Below are 24,772 nucleotides of genomic sequence, written 5' to 3' on the forward strand. Positions count from 1 at the left end.
ATTTCCACCCCGACACAGAGGAGAAATCACCGTGCGTTTGCAGGCACTCACGAAGTGCGCGGCCGTCGCCGGCGCGCTCGCGCTGCCCTTCGCCGCCGTCGTCCCCGGCGCGGCCGCGACCACCGGCGGCGCCGGGTCGGCCGTCGCGATCTCGGCGGGCGGGCCCGTCGCCGTCCCGCCGACCCCGGCCGTGACGTCGGACGCCCAGCGGCCCGTCCGCAAGAGCGTCGTCGAGCTGCCGCCGAACCCGATCGTCGAGGCGCGGCTGCTGAACGCCGCCGCCTGGTCGGGCCACGCCCGCGCCTCCGTCGCCGACCTTCGCCTGTTGAAGCTGGGCCTGCGCGCGAGCCTGGTCACCGCCAAGTGCGAGAACGGGAACGGCGTCTCGCACTTGGTCAAGGCGACCTTGAACGGCCGCACCCTGAAGGCGGACGCTGCGCCCAACACGGCCGTCACCGTGAACCTGACCGGCGTCGGCGCGGCGACGGTCACGCTGAACCGGCACGTCCGCGACAAGGACGGGAACCTGACCGTCACCGCCATCGAGGTCAGCGCGACCGTCGCGGGCCAGACCCAGACGATCAGCATCGCCTCCGCGACCTGCGGCAAGGGAGCCCAGCCAGGTGAGCCGGGCCAGCCGCCGTCCGGCCCGTCGGACCCGTCCGACCCGGGCGCCCCGTCCACGCCGACCACCCCGCCCAGCGCGGCCCCGATCCCGACCCCCATCACCGGCGACCTCCCGGTCACCGGCTGACCCGCTCGCCAAGAGGGCCCGCGCGTCCGGACGCGCGGGCCCTCTGCGTGGTCACAACAGAAACGCGGCCACGGCCACCAAGGCGAACCCAATGCCCATCCCAACAAGCGCGCCGTGCACGATCCCCAGGGCGTAGCGGTCGGACGCGCCCCGGTGCCGCGCGTGCGCCCGCTGCGGGTAGCCGTTCATGCCAGCCTCACCCTGAACCAGACCTTGATCTCGTCCTCGGGCAGCACCGTGATGCCCCACTGGTCGCTGAACGCCTCGACCAGGTCCAGCCCGCGCCCGCTCTCGGCGCTGGGCGGGGCGGGCTTCCGCCTCCGCGGCTGGACCTCACCGGGCCGGACGCGGTTGTGAACGGCGACCTCCGCCCACTCGCCGACCAGCGTGTACGCCACCCGGACCTGCGGGCCCGTCCCGTGGAGGACGGCGTTCGTGAGGATCTCCGACAGAGCCTGGAGAGCGTCGTCGATGACCGGATGCCCGGCACCGCACTCCCGTCCGAGGACGTCCCGCAGCCATTGACGCCCGACCGGCACGCTGCCCACCTCGGTCGGCAGCCGCAGAGACCCCTTGGCCAGCCCCAACCGCGAAACCGAACCCCCGTGATCGACGGGGAGATCGAACGTACGCCTGGCCTGGTGCATCCGGCGCGGCCGCACAGACGACCGGTCCCGGACCACGAGACGCCAGCCCACCCGTCCAACGATTCCCATCAGGCGTCCCCTCGTCCAAGGCAGACGTATTCAGCCGAATACACAGAAGATCCGAACACGCCGCGTCATGAGTCGCTACGCTCCGAGTCTGCGTGACCGTCTGTGGGCTGGCAAGCACTTTGTGTGACCTAGTTCAAAAAATCTGCGGTCACTCGACGGTCGAACTTCTCGGGAGGCAACGATGGCGACAAGACGGACGAGCCCCACGGTCCGCCGTCGACGCTTGGCCGCGATCATGCGTCAGCTCCGCAAGCAGTCGAAGAAGACCCGTGAGGAGGCGGCGACGTTCGCTGGCATCAGCCCAGTGACGATCAGCCGCATCGAGGCAGCGACGCACAACCCGAAGCCCGCCGACATCGCCATGCTGTGCAGGTTCTACGCCCTGGACGAGAACCAAACTGATGAGCTCGTGACGCTGGCTCGCCAATGCCGGATCAAGGGCTGGTGGCAGAAGTACGAGCCGCCGGAGGTCGTCAGTGTCTACACCGGCTTGGAGGAAGAGGCCAACGCCCTCCAGCAGTACAGCTTGGACGTGATTCCCGGCCTCCTTCAGACGGACGCCTATGTTCGGGCTCTACTCGCGGCGGAGTTGCGGGCCTACTCTGAAGAGGAGATCGATCGAATGGTCGCCGTTCGCATGAAGCGACAGGAGCGCCTCGCTGGAGAGGACCCGTTGAAGAGCTGGTTCGTCCTCAACGAGGACGCGCTCAAGCGAAGTGTCGGAGGTCCTGCTGTGATGCGCGAACAGCTTCAGCACCTACTGACCATCTCTCGGCGCGACAGCGTGGATCTTCAGGTTCTTCCCTTCGCGGCGGGCGCCCACCCGGCCATCGCTACCGGTGGTTTCAACATCTTCGGCTTCCCGGAGCCGATCGACCCGGACGTTGTCTACCTTGAACTGCGGCCGAACGGGCTGTACCTGGAACAGCCAGACGAGATTGCTGCGTACGCCATGTTGTTCGATCAGCTACGTGCGCGGGCCCTGGGTCCGGAGGAATCACGTTCGCTGATCAAGGACGCAGCCAAGGACCCATTCTGACGAGGTGCCAAGCATGGAATTGAGCAGCGACGTCCACTGTGTACAGGTGAGCTCGTGGCGGAAGAGTGCTCACAGTATGAACAACGGAGGATGTGTCGAGGTCGGAACGTGCGATTGCTGTGGGACGGCCGTTCGGGACAGTAAGGATCCGGGAGGTCCGAGGTTGGCGTTCAGCGTCGCGTCCTGGCGCACCTTCCACGCCGAGATCTTGGCCGGACGCTACGACCTGCCGTAACCGCCGCTTCGCGACCCTTGGAGGCTGTCCGACCTGGGGGCAGCCTCCAGCCGCACCACCGGCCAGTGTCGCGGCCCGGCCGTACACTCGGGGTGGAGGTGCAGCTCATGCGGATTGACCAGGGATACCAGCCGATGACCTTGGTCGACCTGGCTCTTCATCTGGCGGGTAGTCGAGATGACGAGACGCGGTGGCGGCTGATCGCCGAGTTCCTCGAAGAGTTCAAGCATGAGCCGCCGATCGAGCGTCTGAGGCTTCTCGCGGAAGAGCCCGCGACGACCGGCGATCAACACTGGGACGTGTTTCTGGCGGCACTGGCCGAACATCTGGCGTCCCGGGACGGGCGGGGTGCCGCCTCCTGGGCCGAGTCCCGCCATCTGTACCGGTTCTGGTTCCCCTTCAACACCCGTGCCGCCAGGGTTGACGCCATCGTGCACGCTCCGGCCGCGTTCCGTCGGCGGGGTGTGTTCATCGCACCGCAGGAACTGGAGGTCGCGTGAGCGACTCCGAACCGCTCCTCGACCGCGCCGCCATTGAGAACGTCCTCCGTTCGCTCGGCGATCGCCTGGCGCGTCGAGGCGTGGTCGCCGACATCTACGTCGTCGGCGGCGCGGCGATGGCGCTGGCCTACGACGCTCGCCGCTCCACCCGTGACATCGATGCGGTCTTCGAGCCGCACGGCATCGTGCCGGACGAAGTCCGCGCGCTCGCCCGAGAACTCGACTTGCCGCAGTGGTGGCTGAACGAACAGGCAAGCGTCTACGTTGCTCCAGGTGGGGATCCCGCTGCCACGCGCGTCTTCAACCACCCGGGGCTGCGAGTCTCAGCCGCGTCGCCCGAACACCTTCTCGCGATGAAGGTGCTCGCGGCCGGCCGCCGCGACGCAGAAGACATCCGTCTCCTGGTCCGTCACCTTCACCTCGGTTCCGCGAAGGACGTCCTGTCCTTGTGCGCCGACGTCTTCCCAGAAGAGCCGGTACCTGACCGAGCACGGCTGATCTTGGAAGACCTGTTCGAGGCTGGCTGATGTGATCGCCCGCGCTGGCGGTGGGTCAGTGGTCGGTGCAGGCGGGGACTTCGGTGGGGCGGCGGTGTTCGAGGGCGTCGCGTAGGTGGGCTCGGCCTCGGTGGATGCGGGAGCGGACGGTGCCGAGCTTGACGTTCAGGGTGGCGGCGATCTCCTCGTAGGAGAGGCCCTCGATGTCGCAGAGGACGACGGCCGCGCGGTATTCGGGGGCGAGGTCGTCCAGGGCGCGCTGGATGTCGGCGTCGAGGTGCCGGTCGTCGTACGCCTGGGCCGGGGTCGGCTCACGACCTTGGAGGCGCTCGGCGGCGTCGTCGCCCAGGGCGTCGAAGCGGATCCGCTGCTTGCGCCGGGCCCGGTCCAGGAACAGGTTGGTGGTGATGCGGTGGAGCCAGCCTTCGAACGTGCCGGGACTGTAGGACGACAGAGAACGGAAGACCCGGATGAAGACGTCCTGGGTCAGGTCCTCGGCGTCGTGCCGGTTGCCGGTCAGCCGGTACGCCAGCCGGAACACCCTGGTCGAGTGTTGGCTGACGATCTCCTCCCACGTCGGCGGGGTCCACGCCATAGCGCCTGCGCTCACCACTACCCCCGTCTGATACTGAATCGTTACGGCCAAGCATGCCGGTACCCGGATAAGAGCCGTGTAAGAACCGGGCGCGTGGCCGGATGAGGCGCATCTCGATTCGGTACCGGTGTGACCCATCTCATTGGACGGAATGCCAACAAGGATTGAGTCGCCGTCCGTCCGGGGCGAGGATCGGGGCAGTCCCACCCCCGAGACGCGAGGACGTGGCATGGCTCGTAGCTACAACCCGGCCGACCTGCTGGAGCTCCTGGCCGCTGCGGGGCCGGACCGTTCCGCGCTCGTCGCGGGGGACGTCCGCCGGACGTATCGGCAGCTCAACGAGCGTGCGAGCCGGGTCGGGCACCATCTCGCGGCGGCCGGGGTGCGGCCCGGAGAGCACGTCGCGATCCTCGCTCACAACCGGGCCGAGTGGATCGAGTCGATGCTCGGCGCGTTCAAGATCCGGGCCGTGCCGATTCCGGTGAACTACCGGTATGTGGCGGCGGAGCTGCGGCACGTGCTGGCCGACTCCGACTCCGTCGCGCTGATCGGGGAGCGTTCGCTCTTGGCGAAGACGCAGGAGATTCGGGGTGGTCTGGCGAAGCTGCGGCATGTGGTCGTCCTGGAGGACGGGTCCGATGGCGAGATTCCGGACGCGGTCGAGTACGAGAAGGCGCTCGCGGACGCCGACCCCGGCGACGACTTCCCGGAACGCTCCAACGACGACCGCTACATCATGTACACGGGCGGGACGACGGGATATCCCAAGGGCGTCGAATGGCGCGTCGAGGACATCTTCTTCGGCGCGCTCGGCGGCGGGAACGTCCTCGGCGACCCGATCGGCAGCCCGGAGGAGATCGCCGCCAACGCCGAGCAGCCCGCGACGGCCGTGCTCGACTGCGCGCCCGTCATGCACGGCGCCGGTCAGTGGGTCGCGTTCATGGGGCTGTTCGGCGGGTCGAAGGTCGTCCTCTACACCGACCACGCCTTCGACGCGGGGGAGGCGCTCCGGCTCGTCGCCGAGGAGAAGGCGAACGTGCTGATGCTGGTCGGGGACGCGATGGCGTGGCCCGTCGCGCGGGCGCTGGCCGAGGGCGAGTACGACACGTCGTCGCTCATGGGGATCGCGTCCGGTGGAGCGCCGCTGACGGACGGTGCGAAGCGGGCGCTTAGCGAGCGGCTCCCGAATGTGGTGTTCCTCGACAACTACGGTGCCTCGGAGACGGGCGCGTGCGGGCCTTCCGTGGGCGGCAAGGAAGGGACGGCCCGGTTCGACATGAACCCGGACGTCGCCGTCTTGGACGACGACCTCAACCCCGTCGCGCCCGGCCAGATCGGTCGGCTCGCGCGCAAGGGACACATCCCGATCGGCTACTACAACGACCCAGAGAAAACCGTGTCGACCTTCTTCACCGCAAGCGATGGCACCCGCTGGTCGGTTCCCGGCGACTTCGCCAGCCTGGAGGAGGACGGGACGATCGTCCTCCTGGGCCGAGGCTCCCTCGTCATCAACACGGGCGGGGAGAAGGTGTACCCGGAGGAGGTCGAGGTCGCGTTGAAGGACCATCCCGACGTGTACGACGCGGTAGTCGTAGGTGTCCAGGACGAGCGGTTCGGGCAGCGCGTCGCCGCCGTCGTCGCACCGCGTCCCGGCACGACGGTCACCCTGGACGCGCTGACCGAGTTCTGCCGCGATCGCCTCGCCGGATACAAGCTGCCGCGCCAGATCACGGTGGTGGACGAGGTCCGCCGCACCGCCGTCGGGAAGTCCGACTACAAGTGGGCCCGAAGCGTCCTGTAAAACGGGCGCATCTCCCCCAGACGCGGCTTATACCACGTCCCGCCACTTTTTCCCCGGCCGCACCGGTCAAGAAATGATGGATGCGGACGGGGCGTGCGCTGACCGCGTCCGGGCGATTGACTCCGCATGGACGGGGATCGGCCGGTACCGCTCGCGCGCCGCTATCGCCTTCTCACCGTCGTCGGCCGGGGCGGCATGGGGACCGTCTGGCGCGCCTACGACGAGACGCTCGACCGGGACGTCGCCGTCAAGGAGGTCCACCTCCCGAAGCGCATCACCGAGGCCGAGCGCAAGGCGATGTGCAGGCGGCTGCTGTCCGAGGCGCGGGCGACCGCAGCGCTGAAGCATCCGGGCGTGGTCGCCGTCCACGACCTCCTCATCGAGGGCGGACGCCCGTGGATCGTCATGGAGTTCCTCAAGTCCTGCTCCCTGAACAGGCTCGTCACCGAGGACGGTCCGCTCGGCCCGCGCCGGACGGCCGAGATCGGCGCGGCCGTGCTGTCGGTGCTGCGCGCGTCGCACGCCGCCGGGATCGTGCACCGGGACGTCAAGCCCAGCAACGTCCTCGTCTGCGACGACGGCCGGGTCCTGCTCACCGACTTCGGGCTCGCCGTCTACGCATCTGGCGGACGAGAGACGGTCGACACCATGCCGGCGGGCATCGAAGGCTCACCCGCCTATCTCTCGCCAGAGCGCGTGAACGGAATGCCAGGGCTGGAGGCGTCCGACCTATGGTCACTGGGCGCGACCCTCTACACGGCGGTCGAAGGGTTCTCGCCGTTCCTGCGTTGCCACGCCCTCGCGTCGATGGTGGCGGTGCTGCTGGGCGACTACGCGCGTCCCGTCCGGGCAGGGCCGCTGACGCCCGTCATAGAGGGACTGCTGCGGCAGCGGCCGGAGGACCGGCTGACCGCCGAGGCCACCGCCGACCTCCTGCGTGAAATCGTCGGCGAACTCCCGCAGCCGGGCATCACGCTCGCCGTCCCGCCCGCCCGCCGCCGCCCGCTGCTGCGAAGGGTGCCGTGGGCGCGGCACGGCTCGTGGGTGTCGCGGGACGCGGCGCGCTCCCGCGTCGTCCGGGGCCCGCGCGTGCCGTGGACGCTGCGCGGCGGACGTCCGTCCGGGACCCGGCCCGCGCCGTGCGGATCGCGGCGGGCCCGCACCCGGTGGCGTCCGCGGAGCCTGCGGCCCGGAGCGGTGGCGGGCGTCGCCGTCCTCGCCGCGTTCGCGGCGGGCGCCGGGACGTGGGCCGCGCGCTGGACGTCCATCGGCAAGAGCGACGCGGTCGCGCTGCGCCCGGCGGCGGGCGACACGGCCAAGACCGCCCGGTACCGGGAGGCGGGCGCGTACACGGTGCGCGTCCCGGCGGGGTGGCGGGCGGAACGGTACGGATCGGACGTCCTGTGGAAGGACGCGGGGACGGGACGCGCGCTGCGCATCTCGCCCGCCCCGGGCGACCCGTTGACCGGCCTGCGCGCGCAGGAGCGGAAGGCGGCGGCGGAGCACCGCTTCCCCGGGTACCGCAGGCTGCGGCTCGAAGCCGTCCCGGGCGTCGTCGCGGGCGGCGCGGAATGGGAGTTCACCTGGCGCGGCGGCGGGGCTCGCCGCCACGGGGACGACACGCGGCACGTGCTGTGCGGCCGGGCGGCGGGGTACGAGTTCTGTTTCTCCGCGCCCGATCGGCGCTGGACGCCCGGCCAGCGTCTCTACGACGAAATCCTCAAGTCCTTCGACCCTGACAGGCCGTGACCCCGTAAGGCGGGACGGGTCAGGTCGACTGCTGGAGGCGGAGGAGGAACTCCGCGTTCGACGAGGTGCCCTTCATCTTCTCCAGGAGCTGCTCGACGGCCTGCTGCTTCTCCAGTCCCTGGAGAGCGCGGCGGAGGCGCCAGGAGAGGGCGAGCTCCTCGGGCGACATGAGCAGCTCGTCGCGGCGGGTGCCGGACGCCTCGATGTCGACGGCGGGGAAGACGCGGCGGTCGGCGAGGCCGCGGTCGAGCTTCAGCTCCATGTTGCCGGTGCCCTTGTACTCCTCGAAGAAGACGTCGTCCATGCGGGACCCGGTCTCCACGAGGGCGGTGGCGAGGATGGTCAGCGAGCCGCCGTCCTCGATGTTGCGGGCGGCGCCGAAGAACTTCTTCGGCGGGTAGATCGCGGTCGTCGCGACGCCGCCCGCGAGGATGCGGCTGCTGGACGGCGCGGCGAGGTTGTAGGCGCGGCCGAGCCGGGTGATCGAGTCGAGCAGCATGACCACGTCGTGGCCCTGCTCGACGAGCCGCTTGGCCCGCTCCACGGCGAGCTCGGCGAGGGCCGTGTGGTCCTGCGCGGGACGGTCGAACGTCGAGTGGATCACTTCGCCGCGCACCGAACGCTGGAGGTCGGTGACCTCCTCGGGGCGCTCGTCGACGAGGACGACCATGAGGTGCACCTCGGGGTTGTTCTCCGCGATCGCGTTCGCGAGGGCCTGCAGCACCATCGTCTTGCCGACCTTCGGCGGCGACACGATGAGCCCGCGCTGGCCCTTGCCGACCGGCGCGACGAGGTCGATGACGCGGGTCGCGAGCGGGCCGGTGTCGAGGCGCAGCCGCTCGTTCGGGAAGAGCGGCGTCAGCTTCGCGAACTCGGGGCGGCCGCCCGCCTCCTCCAGCGGGAGGCCGTTCACGGTCTCGACGCGGGCGAGCGAGCCGAACTTCTCCCGCGCGGACCGCGGCGGCCGCGCGAACCCCGCGACGGCGTCGCCGGGACGCAGGCCGTCGGCCTTCACCTGGGCGAGGGCGACGTGCACGTCGTCCGGCCCCGGGTGGTAGCCGGACGTGCGGATGAAGGCGTGCTTCTCCTGGACGTCGAGGATGCCGTGGAAGGGGACGACCGGGGCCTCGGCGGCCGGACGGCGGTCGTTGTTGTTCTTGCGGGCGCTCTGCGCGGTGCTCTTTCCGGCGTTCTGCGCGGCGTTCTGCGCGTTCTGCGCGGCCACGCCGTGCGGCGCCTGGGTCTTACGGTTCGTGGTGGAACGGCCCGAGGGCGGGCGTTCGGTGGTGATTGTGGAAGTGGACATGCGGGTCCCTTCTCAGGCCGCGAAACGCTCCGCGCGGCCAGGGGTCGAGTCCTGCGTACGGCGGCTGCTCCCGCGGCGCGTACGCGAGGGGGATGAGAGGTATGCAGCTCGGTTCACCGGGCTGACGTCTGCTCCCTTTGGACGGCGGCCCGAAACGCCGTGCGCGTCTCGAACCGGAGAAGTCACCGGGCGCTCAGATGGCCCGGGGCGGGGAAGAAACGCCTTCGCCGCGAATCGCGGAAGTCCGAAGACGTTGCCTCGACAGTACAGCACTCCAGGGCGGTTTCGCATTCCCGGAGGTCGATGACTGTTTTCATGTAGCTGGTCCCCCTGTGGCCGGTGTCGGCGGACGCCGTGCCCCCCGGCTCGCGTCCGCCCGTGCCACTGATCGTTTCCGTGCCTCGACTCCTTAAGACTGCCAGGAGGCCCCCGAGGTTCCTAGAGGGAGGAGGGCTCCGTACGATCGGCCGCGTGGACATCCGCGTGGACGCCGCCGACGGCGTCGGCACGATCACGATCGACCGGCCCGCGAAGCGCAACGCGATGTCGGCGGCGATGTGGCGGGCGCTGCCGCCCCTCCTGGACGATCTCGCCGCCGATCCCGGCGTACGGGCGGTGGTGCTGACCGGCGCGGGCGGCGACTTCTGCGCCGGGGCCGACATCTCCGAGCTGGCCGACATCCACCGCGACGACGAGTCCCATCTAGCGACGGTCGCGGAGCGGGCGCTCGCGGCGTTCCCGAAGCCGACGCTCGCGGCGATCGAGGGCTACTGCGTCGGCGGCGGCTGCCAGCTCGCCGCGGCCTGCGACCTGCGGTTCGCGGCGGACGGCGCCCGGTTCGGCGTCACCCCGGCGCGGCTCGGCATCGTGTACCCGGCGGCGGCGACGGAGCGGCTCGTCCGGCTGCTCGGGCCGTCCGCGGCGAAGTACCTGCTGTACTCGGCGGACCTGATCGACGCCGCGCACGCGCTGCGCATCGGCCTGCTGGACGAGGTCGTCCCCGCCGAGGGGCTGCGCGCGAGGGTCGCCGAGTTCACCGCGACGCTCGCGTCCCGCTCGCTGCTCACGCAGCGCGCGACGAAGGAGATCGTGGACGCGGCCGCCGCCGGCGCCCCGGTCGGGGACGCGGCGAAGCGCTGGCTGGCGGAGATGGCCGCGAGCGGCGAGGCCGAGGAGGGCGCCGCCGCGTTCCTCGAACGCCGCGCGCCCGCCTTCAGATGGACGTCCCCCACCCGTTGAGCTAGCCGTTGAGCGCGGACCGGGCGGGCACGTCGTAGAAGCGGCGCTCGTCGAGGCGCCGCAGCCGCCGCGCGGCGGCGGGCGGGTCGTCGAGCAGCCGGGCGCCCTCGGGCCGCAGCAGTTCGGCGAGCGGCAGCACCCCGCAGACCAGCGACTCCGGCGTCCGGACGACGAGCAGCGGCCCGAGCGCGGCGCCGCCGTGGTCGGCGTCCCGCAGGCCGTCGAGCAGCGTGCGGGCCTCGGACGTGTCCTCCGCGAACTCGCCGCGCAGCGCCCGCACCAGCTCGATGAAGTCGCGTTCCAGGGCGCGCGGGCTGCGTCCCGACAGGTAGAGGCGGTCCCCGTCGGCCAGTTCGACGCGCAGCCCGTGGTGCGTCGCGAACCGCTCGTAGGGGCCGGTCAGCGCGTCCCGGGCGGACTCGGGCCGGACGGTCAGCGTCCCGCCGACGAGGTCGGCGGGCTCGGCGCCGAGGGACGCGGCGACCGCGTCGTCCAGCCGCCGGGCGAGGTGCGCGCGCAGCCCGGCGACCTCGGCGGACAGCGCCTCCACCGTCTCGCGCTGCCGGGTCAGGCGGGCGTTGACGTCCGGGACCATCCGGTCGTTGATCTGCGCGATCAGGGACCGGATCCGGGCGTCGGCGGCGCCGAGCGTCTCGCGGTCGCGGTCCTGCTCGCGGGACAGCCGGTCGAGGCCCTCGAGCTGCGCGGCGCGGACGCCGTCCAGCTCCTCGCGCGTGCTCTTCAGCGCGCGGAGCTGGGTGCGGATGTCGGCGATCTCCGGCGCGCCCGGCGACCGCCGGCGCTCGAACGCCAGATACAGCTCCCGGCCCGCGATGGCCAGGCAGAGCAGGACCAGGACCACTTCCATCGAGCCCCGCCTTTCTGAGGGAAGCCCCCGGACGCCGGGTCGGGAGGGCCGTCTCGCCCGAGCAACCTAGTTCACCCGGCGCGCCCCGGCCAGATCCGGGCGAGCGGCGGGTCAGCGGTTCAGGTAGGCCAGGACCGCGAGGACGCGGCGGTTGTCGTCGCCCGTGACCGGCAGGTCGAGCTTGGCGAAGATGTTCGCGGTGTGCTTGGTCACGGCGCGCTCGGTGATGACGAGCTTCTCCGCGATCGCGGCGTTCGAGCGGCCCTGCGCCATCAGCTCCAGCACCTCCGACTCGCGCGGGGTGAGCCGGGCGAGCGGCGTGTCGCGGGTGCTGCTCGCGACGAGCCGGGAGATGACCTCCGGGTCCATCGCGGTGCCGCCCGCGGCGACCCGGCGGACCGCGTCCACGAACTGGGCGGCGTCGAACACCCGGTCCTTCAGCAGGTAGCCGATGCCGCCGCTGCCGTCCGCGAGCAGCTCCCGCGCGTAGAGCTGCTCGACGTACTGCGACAGCACCAGCACGGGCAGGCCGGGGACGCGGCGGCGCGCCTCCAGCGCGGCCTGGAGCCCCTCGTCGGTGAAGGACGGCGGCAGGCGCACGTCGACCACCGCCACGTCCGGACGGTGGTCGACCAGCGCCTTGAGCAGCGAGGGGCCGTTGTCGACGGCGGCCGCGATCTCGAAGTCGTGCGACTCCAGGAGGCTGACCAGGCCCTCCCTCAGGAGGGCGAGGTCTTCGGCGAGGACAACGCGCACGGCAGCTCCAGCGTCACGATCGTCGGGCCGCCCACCGGCGAGCTGAGGGCGAGGACGCCGTCGAATGTACCGATCCGCCGTTCGATTCCGCGCAGGCCGGTGCCGTCCTCCATCCGCGCGCCGCCGCGCCCGTCGTCGGTGACGGTGATCCGCAGCATGCCGCGCTCGTACCGCACGTCGATCCAGACGCGGGACGCGCCGGAGTGCTTGGCCGCGTTCGTGAGGATCTCCGACACCGCGAAGTAGGCGGCCGACTCGACCGGCGGCTCGGGCCGGCCGGGCAGCTCGACGTTCACCTCGGGACGCAGCGGGTGGTCCAGCGCGAGCGCCTTGACCGCGTCGCCGACGCCGCGGTCGGCGAGCACCGGCGGGTGGATGCCGCGGACGAGGTCGCGCAGCTCGCTCAGCGCCTTCGCCGACGACGCCCGCGTCTCGGCGAGCAGGATCCGCGCCTTCTCCGGGTCCCGGTCGAGCAGGTGCTCGATCGCGCCGAGGCTCATGCCCATCGCGACGAGCCGGGCCTGCGCGCCGTCGTGCAGGTCGCGCTCGATGCGGCGCAGCTCGGCGGCGGAGGCGTCCACGGCCTCCGAGCGGGACTCCTGGAGGTGCCGGACGCGCAGCGCCAGCTCCGACTTCCGCGTCGGGCCGAGGAGGAGGCGTCCCCAGTGGCCGTACACCGTCAGCATCTTCGGGCCGATGAGGTAGCCGACGACGATGCAGACGGTCGCGACGACAACCGTGGACACGATGCGCTCGGCGCTCCGGTCGTAGCCGGAGTCGACGTGGATCCACGTGTACCAGTCGCTGCCGCCGTAGTGGCCGATCAGCCCGCCCGCGAACGTGGCGAGCGCGTACCCCCACACCCCGTACAGGATGAGCATCCCCGGCAGCGCCGCCGTGAACAGCGCCACGATCGGGTCCGCGACCACCCACAGGTAGTCGCGCCAGGTCGCCGGGTCGGACGCCAGCCCGACGAACCGCTTGATCATCCCCAGCACGCCGGGCTCGGTCTCCTGCTCCGGCAGGTAGGGGCGCTGGACGCGGACGCCCGTCCACTTGTTGATCCGGGAGCGGTAGGCGTCGAGCTGGGTGCGCAGCAGCATCGCCGCCGACGGGAACAGCAGCACCCCGACGAAACTCGTGATCATCGAGACGACCGTGATGAACCACAGGCCCACGAGCGTCGCGGGCACGCTCAGCAGGTACAGCGCGAGGCCGCGCCAGGGCGCCCTGGCGTGCCGCTGCAGCCTGGTCTCTCTCACCGTTACGCCGTTCACCGGGTTCCTCCGCAGGTCGGGTGCCGTCCTGAAGACGAGTCTTCCGGCCGGCGGCCACGGGCACAGTGTGCCCGCAACCCGGACATGGGGTGTACTCAGCTACACCCCGGCGGCCCGTAAAGAGGGGGAACCGCGCCCGCGGACGCGGAGAACTATTGCGGGGTTTACCCGATCCGCGCCCTTTTCCCGGCATCGCGCGACGCAAGGGAAATCCATGCCGAGTTGTTGTTGATCATTGACGGAAAGTCCGCCGGGGCGCGAGACTTCTTCCTGAGAGATTCCCGAGAATAGTGCCCGGCGGACGTGGCGTCACCTCCCGTTACGGGCTCCCCCGGCAAGGGATTCGATCATGACCAATTCGGCCTCGAAGGCTGGCCTGCCCGGCAAATCCGGCACATATTCCATGGTGTCGCGGGATATAGCTTAGTTCTATGACCTAATGACATTGCCAAGATCCGCCGCGCCGATCAATGATGGTTGCTGCATTCGAGGCGCGGCTCCGCTGTGCCTCGTCCGCGTATTGCCCGCCGGCGATGCAGTACGTGATCCACCACGCTCCCAAGGAAGTGCGATCATGAGGATTCGCAAGCACACCCTCGCCCTGGTCGGCGTCAGCGCCGCCGCGCTCGCCCTGTACGGCGGCGCCGGCTCCGCCTTCGCCGGCACCAACGGCGACGAGAAGCCGAAGCCCCCCGTCACCTGCAGTCTCAAGGCCGACGCCGGCCCGTTCGTGGCGGCGTCCTGCATGGGCGAGGGCGCGGTGCAGCTCACCGTCGTCTGCCCGGCCGAGAAGACCATGGACGGCACCATCAACATGTTCATGGGCCGCTCGACCGTGCTCGACAACCGTTGCGCCAAGGGCCCGACGCTCGCCTCGCTCACGATGTTCGACATGAGCACGCACAAGCCGGGCGAGACCCTCGTCCCGCTGCAGGAGATCGCCTGACGCATTTCGTTCCCCGCCCCGCCGGGGGATGAAAGGCAACCGCTCTGAACCGGTTCGCATGACGGGTGCCGTCCGGCCGAACGCCTCGATCGTCCGGCCGGGCGGCACTCCCGTCCGTAAAGGCGATTCACCGGCATCCTTCTGGCGGACAAGTATCAACATCGAAAAGCCGAGGCGCGCTGAAAACGTCGCGCCGGGCGGCCGCTGCCTTATTTTTGGAGTGGTCCGCACGCCCGGAAATGCGACCGCGCCGGTCATCGGCGGCCCGGACCGGGCGGACCCACGGGAGCGTCCCCGCCGACCGCTCCCGGATTCGTTCGGTCGCGGGCTCCGACCCGCGACCGAGCGTGGTCTCTGGACGGCGTCCAGGCTCGGTGTGCCCGTGTCCCGGAGTGGGGGTGTACTCAGGTACACCGCCGGACGCCGTCTAGAGCCATGTCGTGGCGGTCCCCGCGTTTCTAGCGTCCATTGGTGTCACCTCGCACCGATGACTCCAGGGGACCCCCATGAAACGCAATCTCGCCGCCGCGCTCGGAGGATGGAGCGCGCGGCACCGGAAGACGGCAGTGCTCGGCTGGCTGCTGCTCGTCGTCCTCGCCTCCCTGATCGGCGGGATGTCCGGCCAGGTCACGATGGCGGACCACGAGCAGGGCAGCGGGCAGTCGGCGCAGGCCGTGCGGATCCTCGACGAGGCCGGCGTCGACGACCCCGACCAGGAGACCGTGCTGATCTCCGGGTCCACGGCGGGCGCGCCCGAGCTGGCCCGCGCGGCGGCGGACGTCCGGGCGAACGTCAAGGCCACCGGCAAGGTCACCGACCTGCGGCCGGACGTCGTGTCGAAGGACCGGCGGCACGTGATCGTCCAGTTCACGGTCAAGGAGGTCGCGGACGACGCGCCCGACCCGCTGCCCGCCATCCAGGACGCCGTGAAGCAGACGCAGCGCGGTAATCCGTCCGTCAAGATCGGGGAGTTCGGCGGCGCGACCGCGGACGCCTGGTTCGAGAACGCCCTCGGCGACGACTTCAAGCGGGCCGAGATGACGGCCGTGCCGCTCGCCATCGGCATCCTGCTCGTCGCGTTCGGCGCGCTGCTCGCCGCCGTCCTGCCGGTCGTGCTGGCGTTCACCGCGTTCCTCGCGGCGGGCGGGCTGCTCGCGGTCGCGAGCCACGCGCTGCACGTCGACCAGACGACCAACTCGGTGATGCTGCTGATGGGCCTCGCGGTCGGCGTCGACTACTGCCTCTTCTACCTGCAGCGCGAGCGCGAGGAGCGGCGGCGCGGGCGGGACCGGGAGACGGCCCTCGCGATCGCCGCCGCCACGTCCGGACGGTCCGTGCTCGTCTCCGGCCTCACCGTGCTGGTCGCGATGTCCGGGATGTTCCTGTCCGGGCTGCTGCTGTTCAAGGGCTTCGCGCTCGCGACGATCCTCGTCGTGCTGATCGCGATGCTCGGGTCGGTGACCGTGCTGCCCGCGCTGCTGTCCATGCTCGGCGACAAGGTCGACTTCGGCCGCGTCCGCCTGCCCCGCCGGCGCCGCGAGGGGCGCGCCGGAGTGGTGGGGACGCTGCTCAGGCCGGTCCTCGCGCGGCCGGGGATCGCGGCGGTGCTCGCGGCGGGGCTGCTGCTCGCGCTGGCCGCGCCCGCGCTCGGCATGAAGACCGAGAAGCTCCGCCTCGACCAGCAGGTCCCGCCCGGCGAGGAGATCGCGCAGACCTACACGCGGCTGAACGCCGCGTTCCCCGGCAACCCGGAGCCCGCGCAGGTCGTGGTGAAGGCGCCCGACATCGGCGCGCCCGCGGTCACGGCCGCGATCGCCGAGCTCAAGCGGCGGGCCGTCGCGTCGGGGGAAATGAACGAGCCGATCGACGTGACCGTCCACCGGAAGGCGAACGTCGCGGAGATCGAGGTGCCGCTCGCCGGGACGGGCTCCGACGCCGTCTCGAAGCACGCGCTGGAGACGCTGCGGGAGCGGATCGTCCCACAGACGGTCGGGAAGGTCGCGGACGCGCCCGTCACCGGGCAGCTCGCCTGGTCGACCGACTACAACGCGCAGTTGAAGAGCAGCATCGTGCCGGTGTTCCTGTTCGTCATGGGGATCACCTTCCTGCTGATGCTGGTCTTCTTCCGGTCGCCGCTCATCGCGTTGAGCGCGATCGTGCTGAACCTGCTGTCGGTCGGCGCGGCCTACGGCGTGATGGTCGCGGTGTTCCAGCACGGCTGGGGCGACTTCCTGGTCGGGACGACCGCCGCCGGGGCGCTGGAGTCGTGGATCCCGCTGTTCGTGTTCGTCGTCCTGTTCGGGCTGTCGATGGACTACCACGTGTTCGTCGTCTCGCGGATCCGCGAGGCCCACGACCGCGGGCTCGACACGGCGGCCGCCGTCCGGGAGGGCGTCGGCGCGACGGCCGGGGTCGTGACCAGCGCCGCCGTCATCATGATCGCCACGTTCGGGATCTTCGGGACGCTGTCCATGCAGGACTTCAAGCAGCTGGGCGTCGGCCTGGCGGTGGCGGTGCTCATCGACGCGACGATCGTCCGCGTGGTGCTGCTCCCGGCCGTGATGTCCCTGTTCGGACGCGCGAACTGGTACCTGCCACGCTGGCTGGCCTGGCTGCCCCGCATCTCCCACGGCGAGCCCCCGGAGCCAGCGCGCCCGCTGGTCCCGCAGACCTACCCCGCGCGACCAGCGGCACCGGGGCCACGGGTCGGGCGGCCGTAGGCCGCCAAGGCCGGAGGTCGCCCGACCCGCCGAGCGAGGGGCCGTTTCCCGAGAGCGACCGCGATTCGGGAAACGGCCCGTCGCGAGCAACGGGGGTTCCAGGGGGTCGCCCCCCTGGGAAAACACAGCCCCCCTGGGGGATTACAGCGCTACGAAGGTCAGGCCGCGCTTCTTGAGCTTCGGGATGACGGCCTTCAGCGCCCGGTGGGTCTGCGACCGGTCGCCGCCGCCGTCGTGGCAGAGCAGGATGTCGCCGTCCTTGCCCTTCAGCAGTTCGCGGCGGATGTGGGCGACGCCGGGCCGGGCCCAGTCGCGCGGGTCGACGGCCCAGTCGATCGGGATCATGCCGTGTTCGGCGGTCAGTTCGAGGACGGTCTTCGACCACGCCCCGCCGGGCGACCGGAAGAACTGCGGGACGACGCCGGTCACGTCCGAGATCCGGCTCTGCGCGTCGAGGATCTCCTTGCGGACGCGCTTGCGCGGCAGCCCCGCGATGGTGATCGGATGGGTCTCGGTGTGGTTGCAGATCTGGTGGCCCGCGTCGGTGATGCGGCGGGTGAGCTTCGGGTACTCCTCCACCTGTTCGCCGATGACGAAGAACGTGGCGTGCACGCCGTGTTCGGCGAGGAGGTCGAGGATGCGCGGCGTCCACGTCGGGTTCGGGCCGTCGTCGATGGTCAGCGCGATCGACTTCGGCGGTGGCGGGGGCGACAGTTCGGTCAGCTCGCGCACCGGCGCCTCGGACGCGGTGAGCTTGACCGGCGTCCAGGTGGCGGGCCGCGCGGTCGGCGTCGGAGTGGGTGTCGGAGTGGGAGACGGATGGATCACCGGACGGGCTCGTGGCGTCGCCGCGGTGGGCGGCGCGTGCCGGGGGCCGTGCGGATGGACGCTGTCCGAACCGAGCGCGGTGAGGCCCGTGGCTCCCATCAGCCAGAGCGCCCTGCGGCGGGTCAGATGAGTCGCCAAGGCGGCCGGGTCAACCTCCACAAGTCCCACGGTATCGAGGTTTTCCGGGGTAGGAGCACGCAATGGGATCTTCGGCGCGATTGGGCGGACAGGTGCGCAGGTGAGCGCGGGTCCGGCGGTCGGACCGGCGCTCGCGATCGTGCTCGTGGCGCTCGCTTCGGCCGCCGCGCTGCTCGTCCGGGTCGGCGCGCTCGGCCTCGGCCGGGACATGCTGGTCGTGGCGCTGCGGGCGGCCGTGCAGCTCACCGCGGTCTCGCTGCTCATCGCCGCGGTGCTGCGCAGCGCGGGCCTGACGGCCGCGTTCATCGCGGGCATGGTCGTGATCGCGGCGGCCACGTCCGGGCGCCGCGTCACCGGCTCGTTCCGCGGGCGGGCGTGGTGGACGGCGCTGCCGATCGTCGCGGGCGTCGGACCCGTCCTCGGCCTGCTGCTGGCGACGACGCTGGTGCCGCACCGGACGGTGTCCGTGCTGCCGATCGCGGGCATCTTCATCGGCGGCGCGATGTCCGCGACCGGGCTCACCGGGCGCCGCGCGCTCGACGAGCTGGAACTGCGGCGCGGCGAGTACGAGGGCGGGCTCGCGCTCGGCCTCCAACCCCGGGACGCGGCCCTCGAACTGTGCCGTCCGGCGGCGGCGCTGGCGCTGTTCCCCGTCCTCGACCAGACCCGGACGGTCGGGCTCGTCACGCTGCCGGGCGCGTTCGTCGGCGTCCTGCTCGGCGGCGCGGACCCGGTGGAGGCGGGCGCGATCCAGCTCCTCGTGTTGGTCGGGCTGCTCGCCGTCGAGTCGGTCGCGGTGCTCATCACGCTGGAGCTGGTCGCGACCGAACGGCTTGTCCGTAAGCCGCCGCGGTCGCGCTAACCCTCCGCGTGGCCGCAGTCGGCGGAGACGGCGCGGACGGTCTCCAGCAGGCGGGGGAGGAGGGCGAGCACGCCGTCCCGGTCGAGCACGACGGCGGGCACGGAGATGGAGACGGCGGCGACGACCCGTCCGGTCGCGTCGCGGACGGGCGCGGCGACGCAGCGGATGAACGTCTCGTGCTCGGCGTCGTCGAGCGCGTAGCCCTGGGCGGCGACGCGGGACAGCTCGTCCAGCAGCTCGGCCGGGCCGGCGACGGTGTGCTCGGTGAACGCGGTGTACTCGATCCCGTCGGCGACGCGGCGGCGGCGCGGCTCGGGAAGGTCGGCGAGCAGGACCTTGGCGATCGCGGTGGCGTGCAGCGGCATGCTCAGCCCGACCCGCGAGTACATGCGGATCGCGTGCCGCGAGTCGTACTTGTCGAGGTAGACGACGTTGCCGCCCTCGTACACGCCGAGGTGGACGGTCTCGCCCGTGTCGTCGTTCAGCCGCGCGAGGTGCGGGGCGGCGATGTCGCGGACGCCGCGCTGCTCCAGCGCCGCCCCGGCGAGGGCGAACAGCCGGGACCCGAGGTGGTAGCGGTGGTTCGCGTCGCCGTGCACGAAACCCTCGTCCTGCATGGTGCGCAGCAGCCGCAGCACCGTCGTCTTGTGGACGCCGATCTTCGCGGCCAGCTCGTCGAGTCGGCGCGGCCCCTCGCCCAGTTCACCGAGGATGGCGAGGGCGCGGCCGAGGCTCTGGCTCACCGTTCCCCAACTCCTTTTCGGAGGGGCCGGATCGTTGACCGATCACCGGCCGCGATGCTACAACCACATCGGCGCAAGGCGCAATTAACGTTGCACATTGTGCAACAACGGAGGTCATGATGGTCGCGACCAGTTCCGGTGAAGCGATCGACGGGGCGGCGGTCGACGCGCTCGGCGACGAGCGGCTCGACTGGCGCTTCAAGGCGGTCCCGGCGTCCGCGCACGGGACGACGGTCGCGGAGCTGCGCGCCGCCCGCGTCCCGCTCTCCGACTTCGGCACCCCGCTGATGACGCTCGACGCGGGCGCGCTCGACCACAACGTCGGCGCGCTGGCCCGCTGGACGGACGAGGCCGGGGTCGCGCTCGCCCCGCACGGCAAGACGACGATGGCCCCGCAGCTCTGGCGGCGGCAGCTCGACGCGGGCGCGTGGGGGATCACGGTCGCGAACCTGCCGCAGATCCGTGTCGCGCGCGCGTTCGGCGTCCGCCGGGTGATGCTCGCGAACGCGCTGCTCGACCCGGCGGGCCTCGCCTGGCTGGGCGCCGAGCTGGACGAGCATCCGGAGTTCGAGTTCGTGTCGTGGGTCGACTCGCCGCGCTCGGTCGAGCTGATGGACGACGCGCTCCGCGCCGCCCGCGCGCAGCGTCCGGTGGACGTGTGCGTCGAGCTGGGCGGGCCGCACGGCCGGACCGGCATCAGGGACGACGCCGACGCCCGCGCCCTCGCCGACGCGGTGCGCAAGGCGCAGACGCTGCGCCTCGCTGGGCTCGCGGGCTACGAGGGCGCGCTCGCGCACGACGCGTCCGACGACGGACGCCACACCGTCGACGCCTACCTGCGCCGGATGGCGAACCTGTTCGGCGGCCTCGACTACGAGACGGACGAGCCGTTCGTGACGGCGGGCGGCAGCGCCTTCTTCGACCAGGTCGTGGACGTCCTCGGCGGAACGGGCGGACAGGTGGTGCTGCGGTCGGGGGCGTACATCGTCCACGACGACGGCTTCTACCGGGAGATCTCGCCCTTCTCACGCGGGACGGGCGACGCGCCGCTGCGGTCCGCCATGCACGGCTGGGCGCGCGTCGTGTCGAAGCCGGAGCCCGCGCTCGCCCTCCTGGACGCGGGCAAACGCGACCTGCCGTTCGACGAGGGCCTGCCCGAGCCGCAGTTCGTCAAGGGAAAGGGCACCGGGCCGGTGGAGAACGCGCGGGCCACGGCGATGAACGACCAGCACACATTCCTCGTCGACTCGTCGGTCGAAATCGGAGACGTGGTCAGGCTCGGTCTCTCGCATCCGTGCACCGCGATGGACAAATGGACGCTCATTCCGGTCGTGGACGACGCCGACGCGGAAAACCCGGTCGTGGTCGACCTCATCAGGACGTGGTTCTGAAATGCCCGGCACGGTGATCCGAGGCGCCATCGTCGTGGACGGCACCGGCGCCCCCGGCCAGGTGACCGACGTCGCGATCGACGAAGGCCGCATCACCGAGATCGGCCCCGGACTGAGCGGCGCGACGACGCTCGACGCGGACGGGCTCGTCCTCGCGCCCGGCTTCATCGACATGCACGCCCATTCCGACCTGGCACTCCTCACCGACCCCGACCACCTCGCCAAGGTCGGCCAAGGCGTGACGACGGAGGTCATCGGACAGGACGGCCTTTCCTACGCGCCCGCCGACGACAAGACCCTCGCCGAGATCCGCCGCACCATCGCCGGATGGAACGGCGACCCGCCCGGCTTCGACTGGAACTGGCGGACGGTCGGCGAATACCTCGACCGCCTGGACGAAGGCATCCCCGTCAACGCCTGCTATCTCGTCCCGCAGGGCACGGTTCGGATGCTCGCCATGGGATGGGACGACCGTCCGCCCACCCCTGCCGAACTCGACCGGCAACGCGAACTCGTCGCGGACGGAATGCGCGACGGCGCGGTCGGAATGTCGAGCGGGCTCACCTACGTGCCCGGCATGTACGCGGACGACGACGAGTTAACCGAGCTGTGCCGCGTCGTCGCGTCCCTCGGCGGCTTCTACGCGCCCCACCACCGCTCCTACGGGGCGGGCGCGCTGGAGGCGTACGCCGAGATGGTCGAGCTGTCGCGGCGCTCCGGCTGCCCGCTGCACCTCGCGCACGCCACCATGAACTTCGGCGTCAACCGCGGCCGCGCCCCCGACCTGCTCCGCCTCCTGGACGACGCCGTCGCGGCGGGCTGCGACATCACCCTCGACACCTACCCGTACCTGCCCGGTTCCACGACGCTCGCCGCGCTGCTGCCGAGCTGGGCGTCGGCGGGCGGCCCCGAGGCGCTGCTCGCCCGCCTCGCCGACCCCGCCGGGCGAGCCGAGATCCAGCACGCGATGGAGGTCGAAGGCTCGGACGGCTGCCACGGCGTCCCCGCCGAATGGGAGACGATCGAGATCTCCGGCTCCCCGGACCCCGCCGTCGTCGGACGGACGATCGCCCAGCTAGCGCGGGAGTCCGGCCGCCCGCCGTTCGACGTCTACCGCGAGCGCCTCATCGCGGACGACCTCGCCACCACGATCCTCCAGCACGTCGGGCACGAGGAGAACGTCCGCGCGATCATGCGGCATCCGTGCCACACCGGCGGCAGCGACGGGCTCCTCGCCGCCGCGAAACCGCACCCCCGCGCATGGGGGACGTTCCCGCGCTACCTCGGGCACTACGTCCGCGAGCTGGGCGTCCTCTCGCTCGAAGAATGCGTCTCCCATCTCACCGGGCGGGCCGCGCGGCGGCTCCGCCTCGACCGGCGCGGGCTGATCCGGCCCGGGTACCACGCCGACCTCGTCCTGTTCGACCCGGCGGCCGTCCGCGACGCCGCCACGTTCGACGACCCGAAGCGGCAGGCCGAGGGCGTCCCGCACGTGTTCGTCGCCGGAACCGCCGTCGTCTCCGACGGGCGCCGCACCGGCGCGCTCCCCGGCCGCTCCCTCCGCCGCTCCCCGGACGGCACCACCCGCTGACCCCCGCCCACCCTCGACTCCCCCCACCCCCGCCATCACCGAGAGGGCCCACCCCCATGGTCCATTGGCTGCAACACGAGACGGGCGGCCTGCTGCTGCTCTGCGCCGTGTCCATCGCGGTCCTGCTGTTCCTCATCATCAAGGTCAAGCTGGAGCCGTTCATCGCGCTGCTCGTCTCCGGCCTCGCCCTCGCGCTGGCCGCCGGGCTGAGCGTCGAGGAGATCGTCGGCACCGCGCTCAGCTCCAAGGAGTCGGTGCTGGAGAAGGGCTTCGGCGGGCTGCTCGGGCACATCGCCCCGATCGTCGGGCTCGGCACCATCCTCGGGGCGATCCTGGAGCGGTCCGGCGGCGCGGACGTCCTGACCCGCCGCCTGCTGAGCGTCGCGGGCGAACGCGGCGCACCCCTCGCGATGGGCCTCGCCGGGCTCATCTTCGGCATCCCGGTCTTTTTCGACGTAGGCATCTTCGTCCTGGCGCCGCTCGTCTACATCACCGCGCGGCGGGGCGGACGGTCGCTCGTCCTCTACGCGCTGCCGCTGCTCGCCGGGCTGTCGATGACGCACGCGTTCCTGCCGCCGCACCCAGGGCCGGTCGCCGCCGCCGGGCTGCTCGAAGTCCCGCTCGGCTGGCTGATCGTGTTCGGCCTGATCTGCGGCATCCCGGCCTTCCTCGTCTCCGGCGTCGCGTGGGGCGCGTGGATCGGCAAGCGCGTCTACGTCGAGGTGCCGGAGGAGTACGTCACCGCCGAGACCGAGAAGGAGAAGCACGAGGCCGCGGAGGACGACGAGGCTGCGCAGGAGAAGGGCAAGGCTTCGCAGGAGAAGCACGAGCCGGAACCCGAGCCGTCCCTAGCCCTCGTCGGGCTGATCATCGCGATCCCGCTCGTGCTGATCCTGCTCGCCACCTTCGGGACCGTCTGGTGGGAGGACAGCCCGGCGCTGCCCACCCTCACCTTCCTCGGCAACCCGGTCGTGGCGCTCACGATCGCGGTGCTGCTCGCCATGTACCTGCTCGGCATCCGGCGCGGCATCCCGGCGGCGGAGCTGTCCGAGCTGGCCACGCGGTCGCTCCGTCCGATCGGCATGATCCTGCTGGTCATCGGCGGCGGCGCGTTCTTCGGCGCGGTCGTGTCCGCGACCGGCGTGGGCAAGGCGCTCGCCACCACGCTGTCGGACGCCGGGCTGCCCGTCATCGTCCTCGCCTACCTGATCGCCTGCGGGCTGCGGCTCGCGCAGGGCTCGGCGACCGTCGCGATCGTGACGACCGGCGGGATCGTCGCGCCGCTCGTCAAGGCGCACGACTACTCCGACCCGCACATCGCGCTGATCGCCATCGCCATCTCGGCCGGGTCGATCATCGCGTCGCACGTCAACGACGGCGGGTTCTGGATCATCTCCCGCTACTTCAACATGTCGGTGCGCGACACCCTGAAGACGTGGACGGTGCTGGAGACGATCCTCTCCGTCGTCGGCTTCGCGATGGCGGCGCTGCTCAGCACCTTCATCTGACGGCTAGTGGTCGAGGAGGGCGCCGACGTGGGCGAGGATCGGCGCGCACAGCTTCGGCAGCGTCGCGTGCTCGCCCAGCGCGACCTTCGCGGTCACCATCGAGGCGATCCCGCCGATCAGCATGCCGCAGGCGAACTCGGGGTCGGGCTGGGCGCGGAACCGCTCGTCCTCGATCAGCAGTCCGGCGATCAGCTCGACGAAGTCGCGCTGCACCCGGAACCGGAGCGCCGCCGCGGCGGGCCCGGCCGCGTACACCTCCAGCAGGAACGTGCGGGCCGCGCCCCCGTCGGCGGCGAGTTCGCGCAGGTACCCGCGCAGCGCGGCCTCGAGCCGTCCCATGACGGGCTCACCGGTGTCGGCGAGCGCCTCGTTCACGACGCCGATGATGCGGTCGGCGGCGGACTGGTAGGCGGCGAGGAAGCACGCCTGCTTGTCGTTGAAGTGCTCGTAGAACGTCTCGCGGGACACGTGCGCGCGTTTCAGCACGTCGGCGACCGAGGTGCGGGCGTATCCCTTCTCCCCGACCGCGTCCGTCATGCCCTGGAGCATGCGGTCCCGCTGGGAGGCCGAGACCTGTTCGCGCGTGAGGTGATGACGCCCGCGCGGCAGCGAGGTGTAGCCGTCGGAGTCCACCGGCACAAGCTACCAACGGGACGCGGCCCCCCGAGGTAACCCATTTACGGAGCTGTCCATGAACAATGTTGTTCGCCGAG

Annotated in this window: 23 protein-coding genes and 1 pseudogene; 14 read left to right on the forward strand and 10 right to left on the reverse strand. The window is 71.4% G+C overall.

All coding sequences use genetic code 11. The features are described 5' to 3' along the window. The first annotated feature begins 31 nt into the window (after positions 1–31). Positions 32–754, forward strand: coding sequence for a choice-of-anchor P family protein (locus tag FXF65_RS14325; RefSeq protein ID WP_148350394.1), 723 nt, complete (start codon positions 32–34; stop codon positions 752–754). Between the two features lie 51 nt (positions 755–805). Here the strand turns inward: FXF65_RS14325 and FXF65_RS43735 are convergent, their stop codons facing one another. Beyond that, positions 806–943 carry a hypothetical protein gene (locus FXF65_RS43735; RefSeq protein WP_187412286.1) on the reverse strand — a complete coding sequence of 46 codons (138 nt, stop codon included), beginning with the start codon at positions 941–943 and terminating at the stop codon, positions 806–808. Beyond that, positions 940–1,470 (reverse strand): ATP-binding protein, encoded by a 531-nt coding sequence (locus tag FXF65_RS14330; protein WP_148350395.1) that lies wholly within the window; start codon positions 1,468–1,470, stop codon positions 940–942. The genes FXF65_RS43735 and FXF65_RS14330 overlap by 4 nt, the downstream gene beginning before the upstream one ends. 223 nt (positions 1,471–1,693) lie before the next feature. Between FXF65_RS14330 and FXF65_RS14335 the strand changes: the two genes are divergently transcribed. The 4 genes from FXF65_RS14335 to FXF65_RS14350 all read left to right on the forward strand — a co-directional run bounded on the left by FXF65_RS14335 (position 1,694) and on the right by FXF65_RS14350 (position 3,771). Next, positions 1,694–2,509 (forward strand): helix-turn-helix domain-containing protein, encoded by an 816-nt coding sequence (locus FXF65_RS14335; protein ID WP_246198636.1) that lies wholly within the window; start codon positions 1,694–1,696, stop codon positions 2,507–2,509. A gap of 13 nt (positions 2,510–2,522) precedes the next feature. Then, positions 2,523–2,744 carry a DUF397 domain-containing protein gene (locus FXF65_RS14340; protein WP_148350397.1) on the forward strand — a complete coding sequence of 74 codons (222 nt, stop codon included), beginning with the start codon at positions 2,523–2,525 and terminating at the stop codon, positions 2,742–2,744. Positions 2,745–2,836: 92 nt separating this feature from the next. Then, on the forward strand, positions 2,837–3,244 hold the full coding sequence (locus tag FXF65_RS14345; RefSeq protein ID WP_148350398.1) for a hypothetical protein: 408 nt from the start codon (positions 2,837–2,839) through the stop codon (positions 3,242–3,244). Beyond that, positions 3,241–3,771 (forward strand): DUF6036 family nucleotidyltransferase, encoded by a 531-nt coding sequence (locus tag FXF65_RS14350; protein ID WP_148350399.1) that lies wholly within the window; start codon positions 3,241–3,243, stop codon positions 3,769–3,771. Before FXF65_RS14345 ends, FXF65_RS14350 begins: the two co-directional genes overlap by 4 nt. A 25-nt stretch (positions 3,772–3,796) precedes the next feature. Here the strand turns inward: FXF65_RS14350 and sigE are convergent, their stop codons facing one another. Next, a complete protein-coding gene (gene sigE, locus FXF65_RS14355; protein WP_246198661.1) occupies positions 3,797–4,336 on the reverse strand; it encodes an RNA polymerase sigma factor SigE in 540 nt (179 codons plus the stop codon). A 229-nt stretch (positions 4,337–4,565) separates the two neighbouring features. On the opposite strand from sigE, the gene FXF65_RS14360 reads away from it, so the two are divergent. Continuing rightward, the gene (locus FXF65_RS14360) at positions 4,566–6,137 is read left to right on the forward strand and encodes an acyl-CoA synthetase (protein WP_148350401.1); all 1,572 of its coding nucleotides are present in this window, start codon (positions 4,566–4,568) and stop codon (positions 6,135–6,137) included. Positions 6,138–6,263: 126 nt separating this feature from the next. Then, entirely contained in the window at positions 6,264–7,886 is a 1,623-nt protein-coding gene (locus FXF65_RS14365) for a serine/threonine-protein kinase (protein ID WP_148350402.1), read from the forward strand. Positions 7,887–7,905: 19 nt separating this feature from the next. On the opposite strand, the pseudogene rho reads toward FXF65_RS14365, so the two are convergent. Further along, positions 7,906–9,000 (reverse strand): annotated as a pseudogene (rho, locus tag FXF65_RS14370) (transcription termination factor Rho); the annotation flags it as partial. A 663-nt stretch (positions 9,001–9,663) separates the two neighbouring features. On the opposite strand from rho, the gene FXF65_RS14375 reads away from it, so the two are divergent. Continuing rightward, positions 9,664–10,431, forward strand: a complete 768-nt coding sequence (locus tag FXF65_RS14375) for an enoyl-CoA hydratase/isomerase family protein (protein ID WP_187412288.1) — start codon at positions 9,664–9,666, stop codon at positions 10,429–10,431. Between the two features lies 1 nt (position 10,432). Here the strand turns inward: FXF65_RS14375 and FXF65_RS14380 are convergent, their stop codons facing one another. From FXF65_RS14380 to FXF65_RS14390, 3 genes are all read right to left on the reverse strand, one after another. Further along, on the reverse strand, positions 10,433–11,299 hold the full coding sequence (locus FXF65_RS14380) for a hypothetical protein (protein ID WP_148350404.1): 867 nt from the start codon (positions 11,297–11,299) through the stop codon (positions 10,433–10,435). A 111-nt stretch (positions 11,300–11,410) separates the two neighbouring features. Beyond that, positions 11,411–12,055 carry a LuxR C-terminal-related transcriptional regulator gene (locus tag FXF65_RS14385; protein ID WP_148350405.1) on the reverse strand — a complete coding sequence of 215 codons (645 nt, stop codon included), beginning with the start codon at positions 12,053–12,055 and terminating at the stop codon, positions 11,411–11,413. Continuing rightward, positions 12,019–13,317, reverse strand: coding sequence for a sensor histidine kinase (locus FXF65_RS14390; RefSeq protein WP_148350406.1), 1,299 nt, complete (start codon positions 13,315–13,317; stop codon positions 12,019–12,021). Before FXF65_RS14390 ends, FXF65_RS14385 begins: the two co-directional genes overlap by 37 nt. 589 nt (positions 13,318–13,906) lie before the next feature. Here FXF65_RS14390 and FXF65_RS14395 point away from each other — a divergent pair. Further along, positions 13,907–14,278 (forward strand): hypothetical protein, encoded by a 372-nt coding sequence (locus tag FXF65_RS14395; RefSeq protein WP_148350407.1) that lies wholly within the window; start codon positions 13,907–13,909, stop codon positions 14,276–14,278. 506 nt (positions 14,279–14,784) lie between these two features. Beyond that, a complete protein-coding gene (locus FXF65_RS14400; RefSeq protein WP_148350408.1) occupies positions 14,785–16,998 on the forward strand; it encodes an MMPL family transporter in 2,214 nt (737 codons plus the stop codon). Positions 16,999–17,139: 141 nt separating this feature from the next. On the opposite strand, the gene FXF65_RS14405 is transcribed toward FXF65_RS14400, so the two are convergent. Continuing rightward, complete coding sequence (locus FXF65_RS14405) at positions 17,140–17,985, reverse strand: polysaccharide deacetylase family protein (protein WP_246198638.1); 846 nt, start codon at positions 17,983–17,985, stop codon at positions 17,140–17,142. Positions 17,986–18,064: 79 nt separating this feature from the next. Between FXF65_RS14405 and FXF65_RS14410 the strand changes: the two genes are divergently transcribed. Then, on the forward strand, positions 18,065–18,826 hold the full coding sequence (locus FXF65_RS14410; protein ID WP_148350409.1) for an ABC transporter permease: 762 nt from the start codon (positions 18,065–18,067) through the stop codon (positions 18,824–18,826). On the opposite strand, the gene FXF65_RS14415 is transcribed toward FXF65_RS14410, so the two are convergent. Further along, positions 18,823–19,569 carry an IclR family transcriptional regulator gene (locus tag FXF65_RS14415; RefSeq protein WP_148350410.1) on the reverse strand — a complete coding sequence of 249 codons (747 nt, stop codon included), beginning with the start codon at positions 19,567–19,569 and terminating at the stop codon, positions 18,823–18,825. The two genes, FXF65_RS14410 and FXF65_RS14415, sit on opposite strands and share 4 nt — an antisense overlap. A 119-nt stretch (positions 19,570–19,688) precedes the next feature. On the opposite strand from FXF65_RS14415, the gene FXF65_RS14420 reads away from it, so the two are divergent. The 3 genes from FXF65_RS14420 to FXF65_RS14430 are packed head-to-tail and all read left to right on the forward strand — an operon-like array spanning position 19,689 to position 24,059. After that, entirely contained in the window at positions 19,689–20,960 is a 1,272-nt protein-coding gene (locus FXF65_RS14420) for a type III PLP-dependent enzyme domain-containing protein (protein ID WP_222868552.1), read from the forward strand. A gap of 1 nt (position 20,961) precedes the next feature. Beyond that, positions 20,962–22,551, forward strand: coding sequence for an N-acyl-D-amino-acid deacylase family protein (locus tag FXF65_RS14425; protein WP_148350412.1), 1,590 nt, complete (start codon positions 20,962–20,964; stop codon positions 22,549–22,551). Between the two features lie 56 nt (positions 22,552–22,607). Continuing rightward, a complete protein-coding gene (locus FXF65_RS14430; RefSeq protein WP_148350413.1) occupies positions 22,608–24,059 on the forward strand; it encodes a GntP family permease in 1,452 nt (483 codons plus the stop codon). A 3-nt stretch (positions 24,060–24,062) separates the two neighbouring features. On the opposite strand, the gene FXF65_RS14435 is transcribed toward FXF65_RS14430, so the two are convergent. Continuing rightward, positions 24,063–24,692 (reverse strand): TetR/AcrR family transcriptional regulator, encoded by a 630-nt coding sequence (locus tag FXF65_RS14435; RefSeq protein WP_148350414.1) that lies wholly within the window; start codon positions 24,690–24,692, stop codon positions 24,063–24,065. Positions 24,693–24,772: the final 80 nt, after the last annotated feature.

It is taken from the genome of Actinomadura syzygii (genome assembly GCF_008085905.1).
In the GTDB taxonomy this organism is placed as follows: Bacteria; Actinomycetota; Actinomycetes; order Streptosporangiales; family Streptosporangiaceae; genus Spirillospora; species Spirillospora syzygii.

Excerpts from the sequence above, each read along its gene's own strand:
- FXF65_RS43735 (WP_187412286.1), bottom strand. The coding sequence starts at position 943 with ATGAACGGCTACCCGCAGCGGGCGCACGCGCGGCACCGGGGCGCGTCC.
- FXF65_RS14330 (WP_148350395.1), bottom strand. The coding sequence starts at position 1,470 with ATGGGAATCGTTGGACGGGTGGGCTGGCGTCTCGTGGTCCGGGACCGG.
- FXF65_RS14340 (WP_148350397.1), top strand. The coding sequence starts at position 2,523 with ATGGAATTGAGCAGCGACGTCCACTGTGTACAGGTGAGCTCGTGGCGG.
- sigE (WP_246198661.1), bottom strand. The coding sequence starts at position 4,336 with ATGGCGTGGACCCCGCCGACGTGGGAGGAGATCGTCAGCCAACACTCG.
- FXF65_RS14360 (WP_148350401.1), top strand. The coding sequence starts at position 4,566 with ATGGCTCGTAGCTACAACCCGGCCGACCTGCTGGAGCTCCTGGCCGCT.
- FXF65_RS14365 (WP_148350402.1), top strand. The coding sequence starts at position 6,264 with ATGGACGGGGATCGGCCGGTACCGCTCGCGCGCCGCTATCGCCTTCTC.
- FXF65_RS14380 (WP_148350404.1), bottom strand. The coding sequence starts at position 11,299 with ATGGAAGTGGTCCTGGTCCTGCTCTGCCTGGCCATCGCGGGCCGGGAG.
- FXF65_RS14395 (WP_148350407.1), top strand. The coding sequence starts at position 13,907 with ATGAGGATTCGCAAGCACACCCTCGCCCTGGTCGGCGTCAGCGCCGCC.
- FXF65_RS14400 (WP_148350408.1), top strand. The coding sequence starts at position 14,785 with ATGAAACGCAATCTCGCCGCCGCGCTCGGAGGATGGAGCGCGCGGCAC.
- FXF65_RS14420 (WP_222868552.1), top strand. The coding sequence starts at position 19,689 with ATGGTCGCGACCAGTTCCGGTGAAGCGATCGACGGGGCGGCGGTCGAC.
- FXF65_RS14425 (WP_148350412.1), top strand. The coding sequence starts at position 20,962 with ATGCCCGGCACGGTGATCCGAGGCGCCATCGTCGTGGACGGCACCGGC.
- FXF65_RS14430 (WP_148350413.1), top strand. The coding sequence starts at position 22,608 with ATGGTCCATTGGCTGCAACACGAGACGGGCGGCCTGCTGCTGCTCTGC.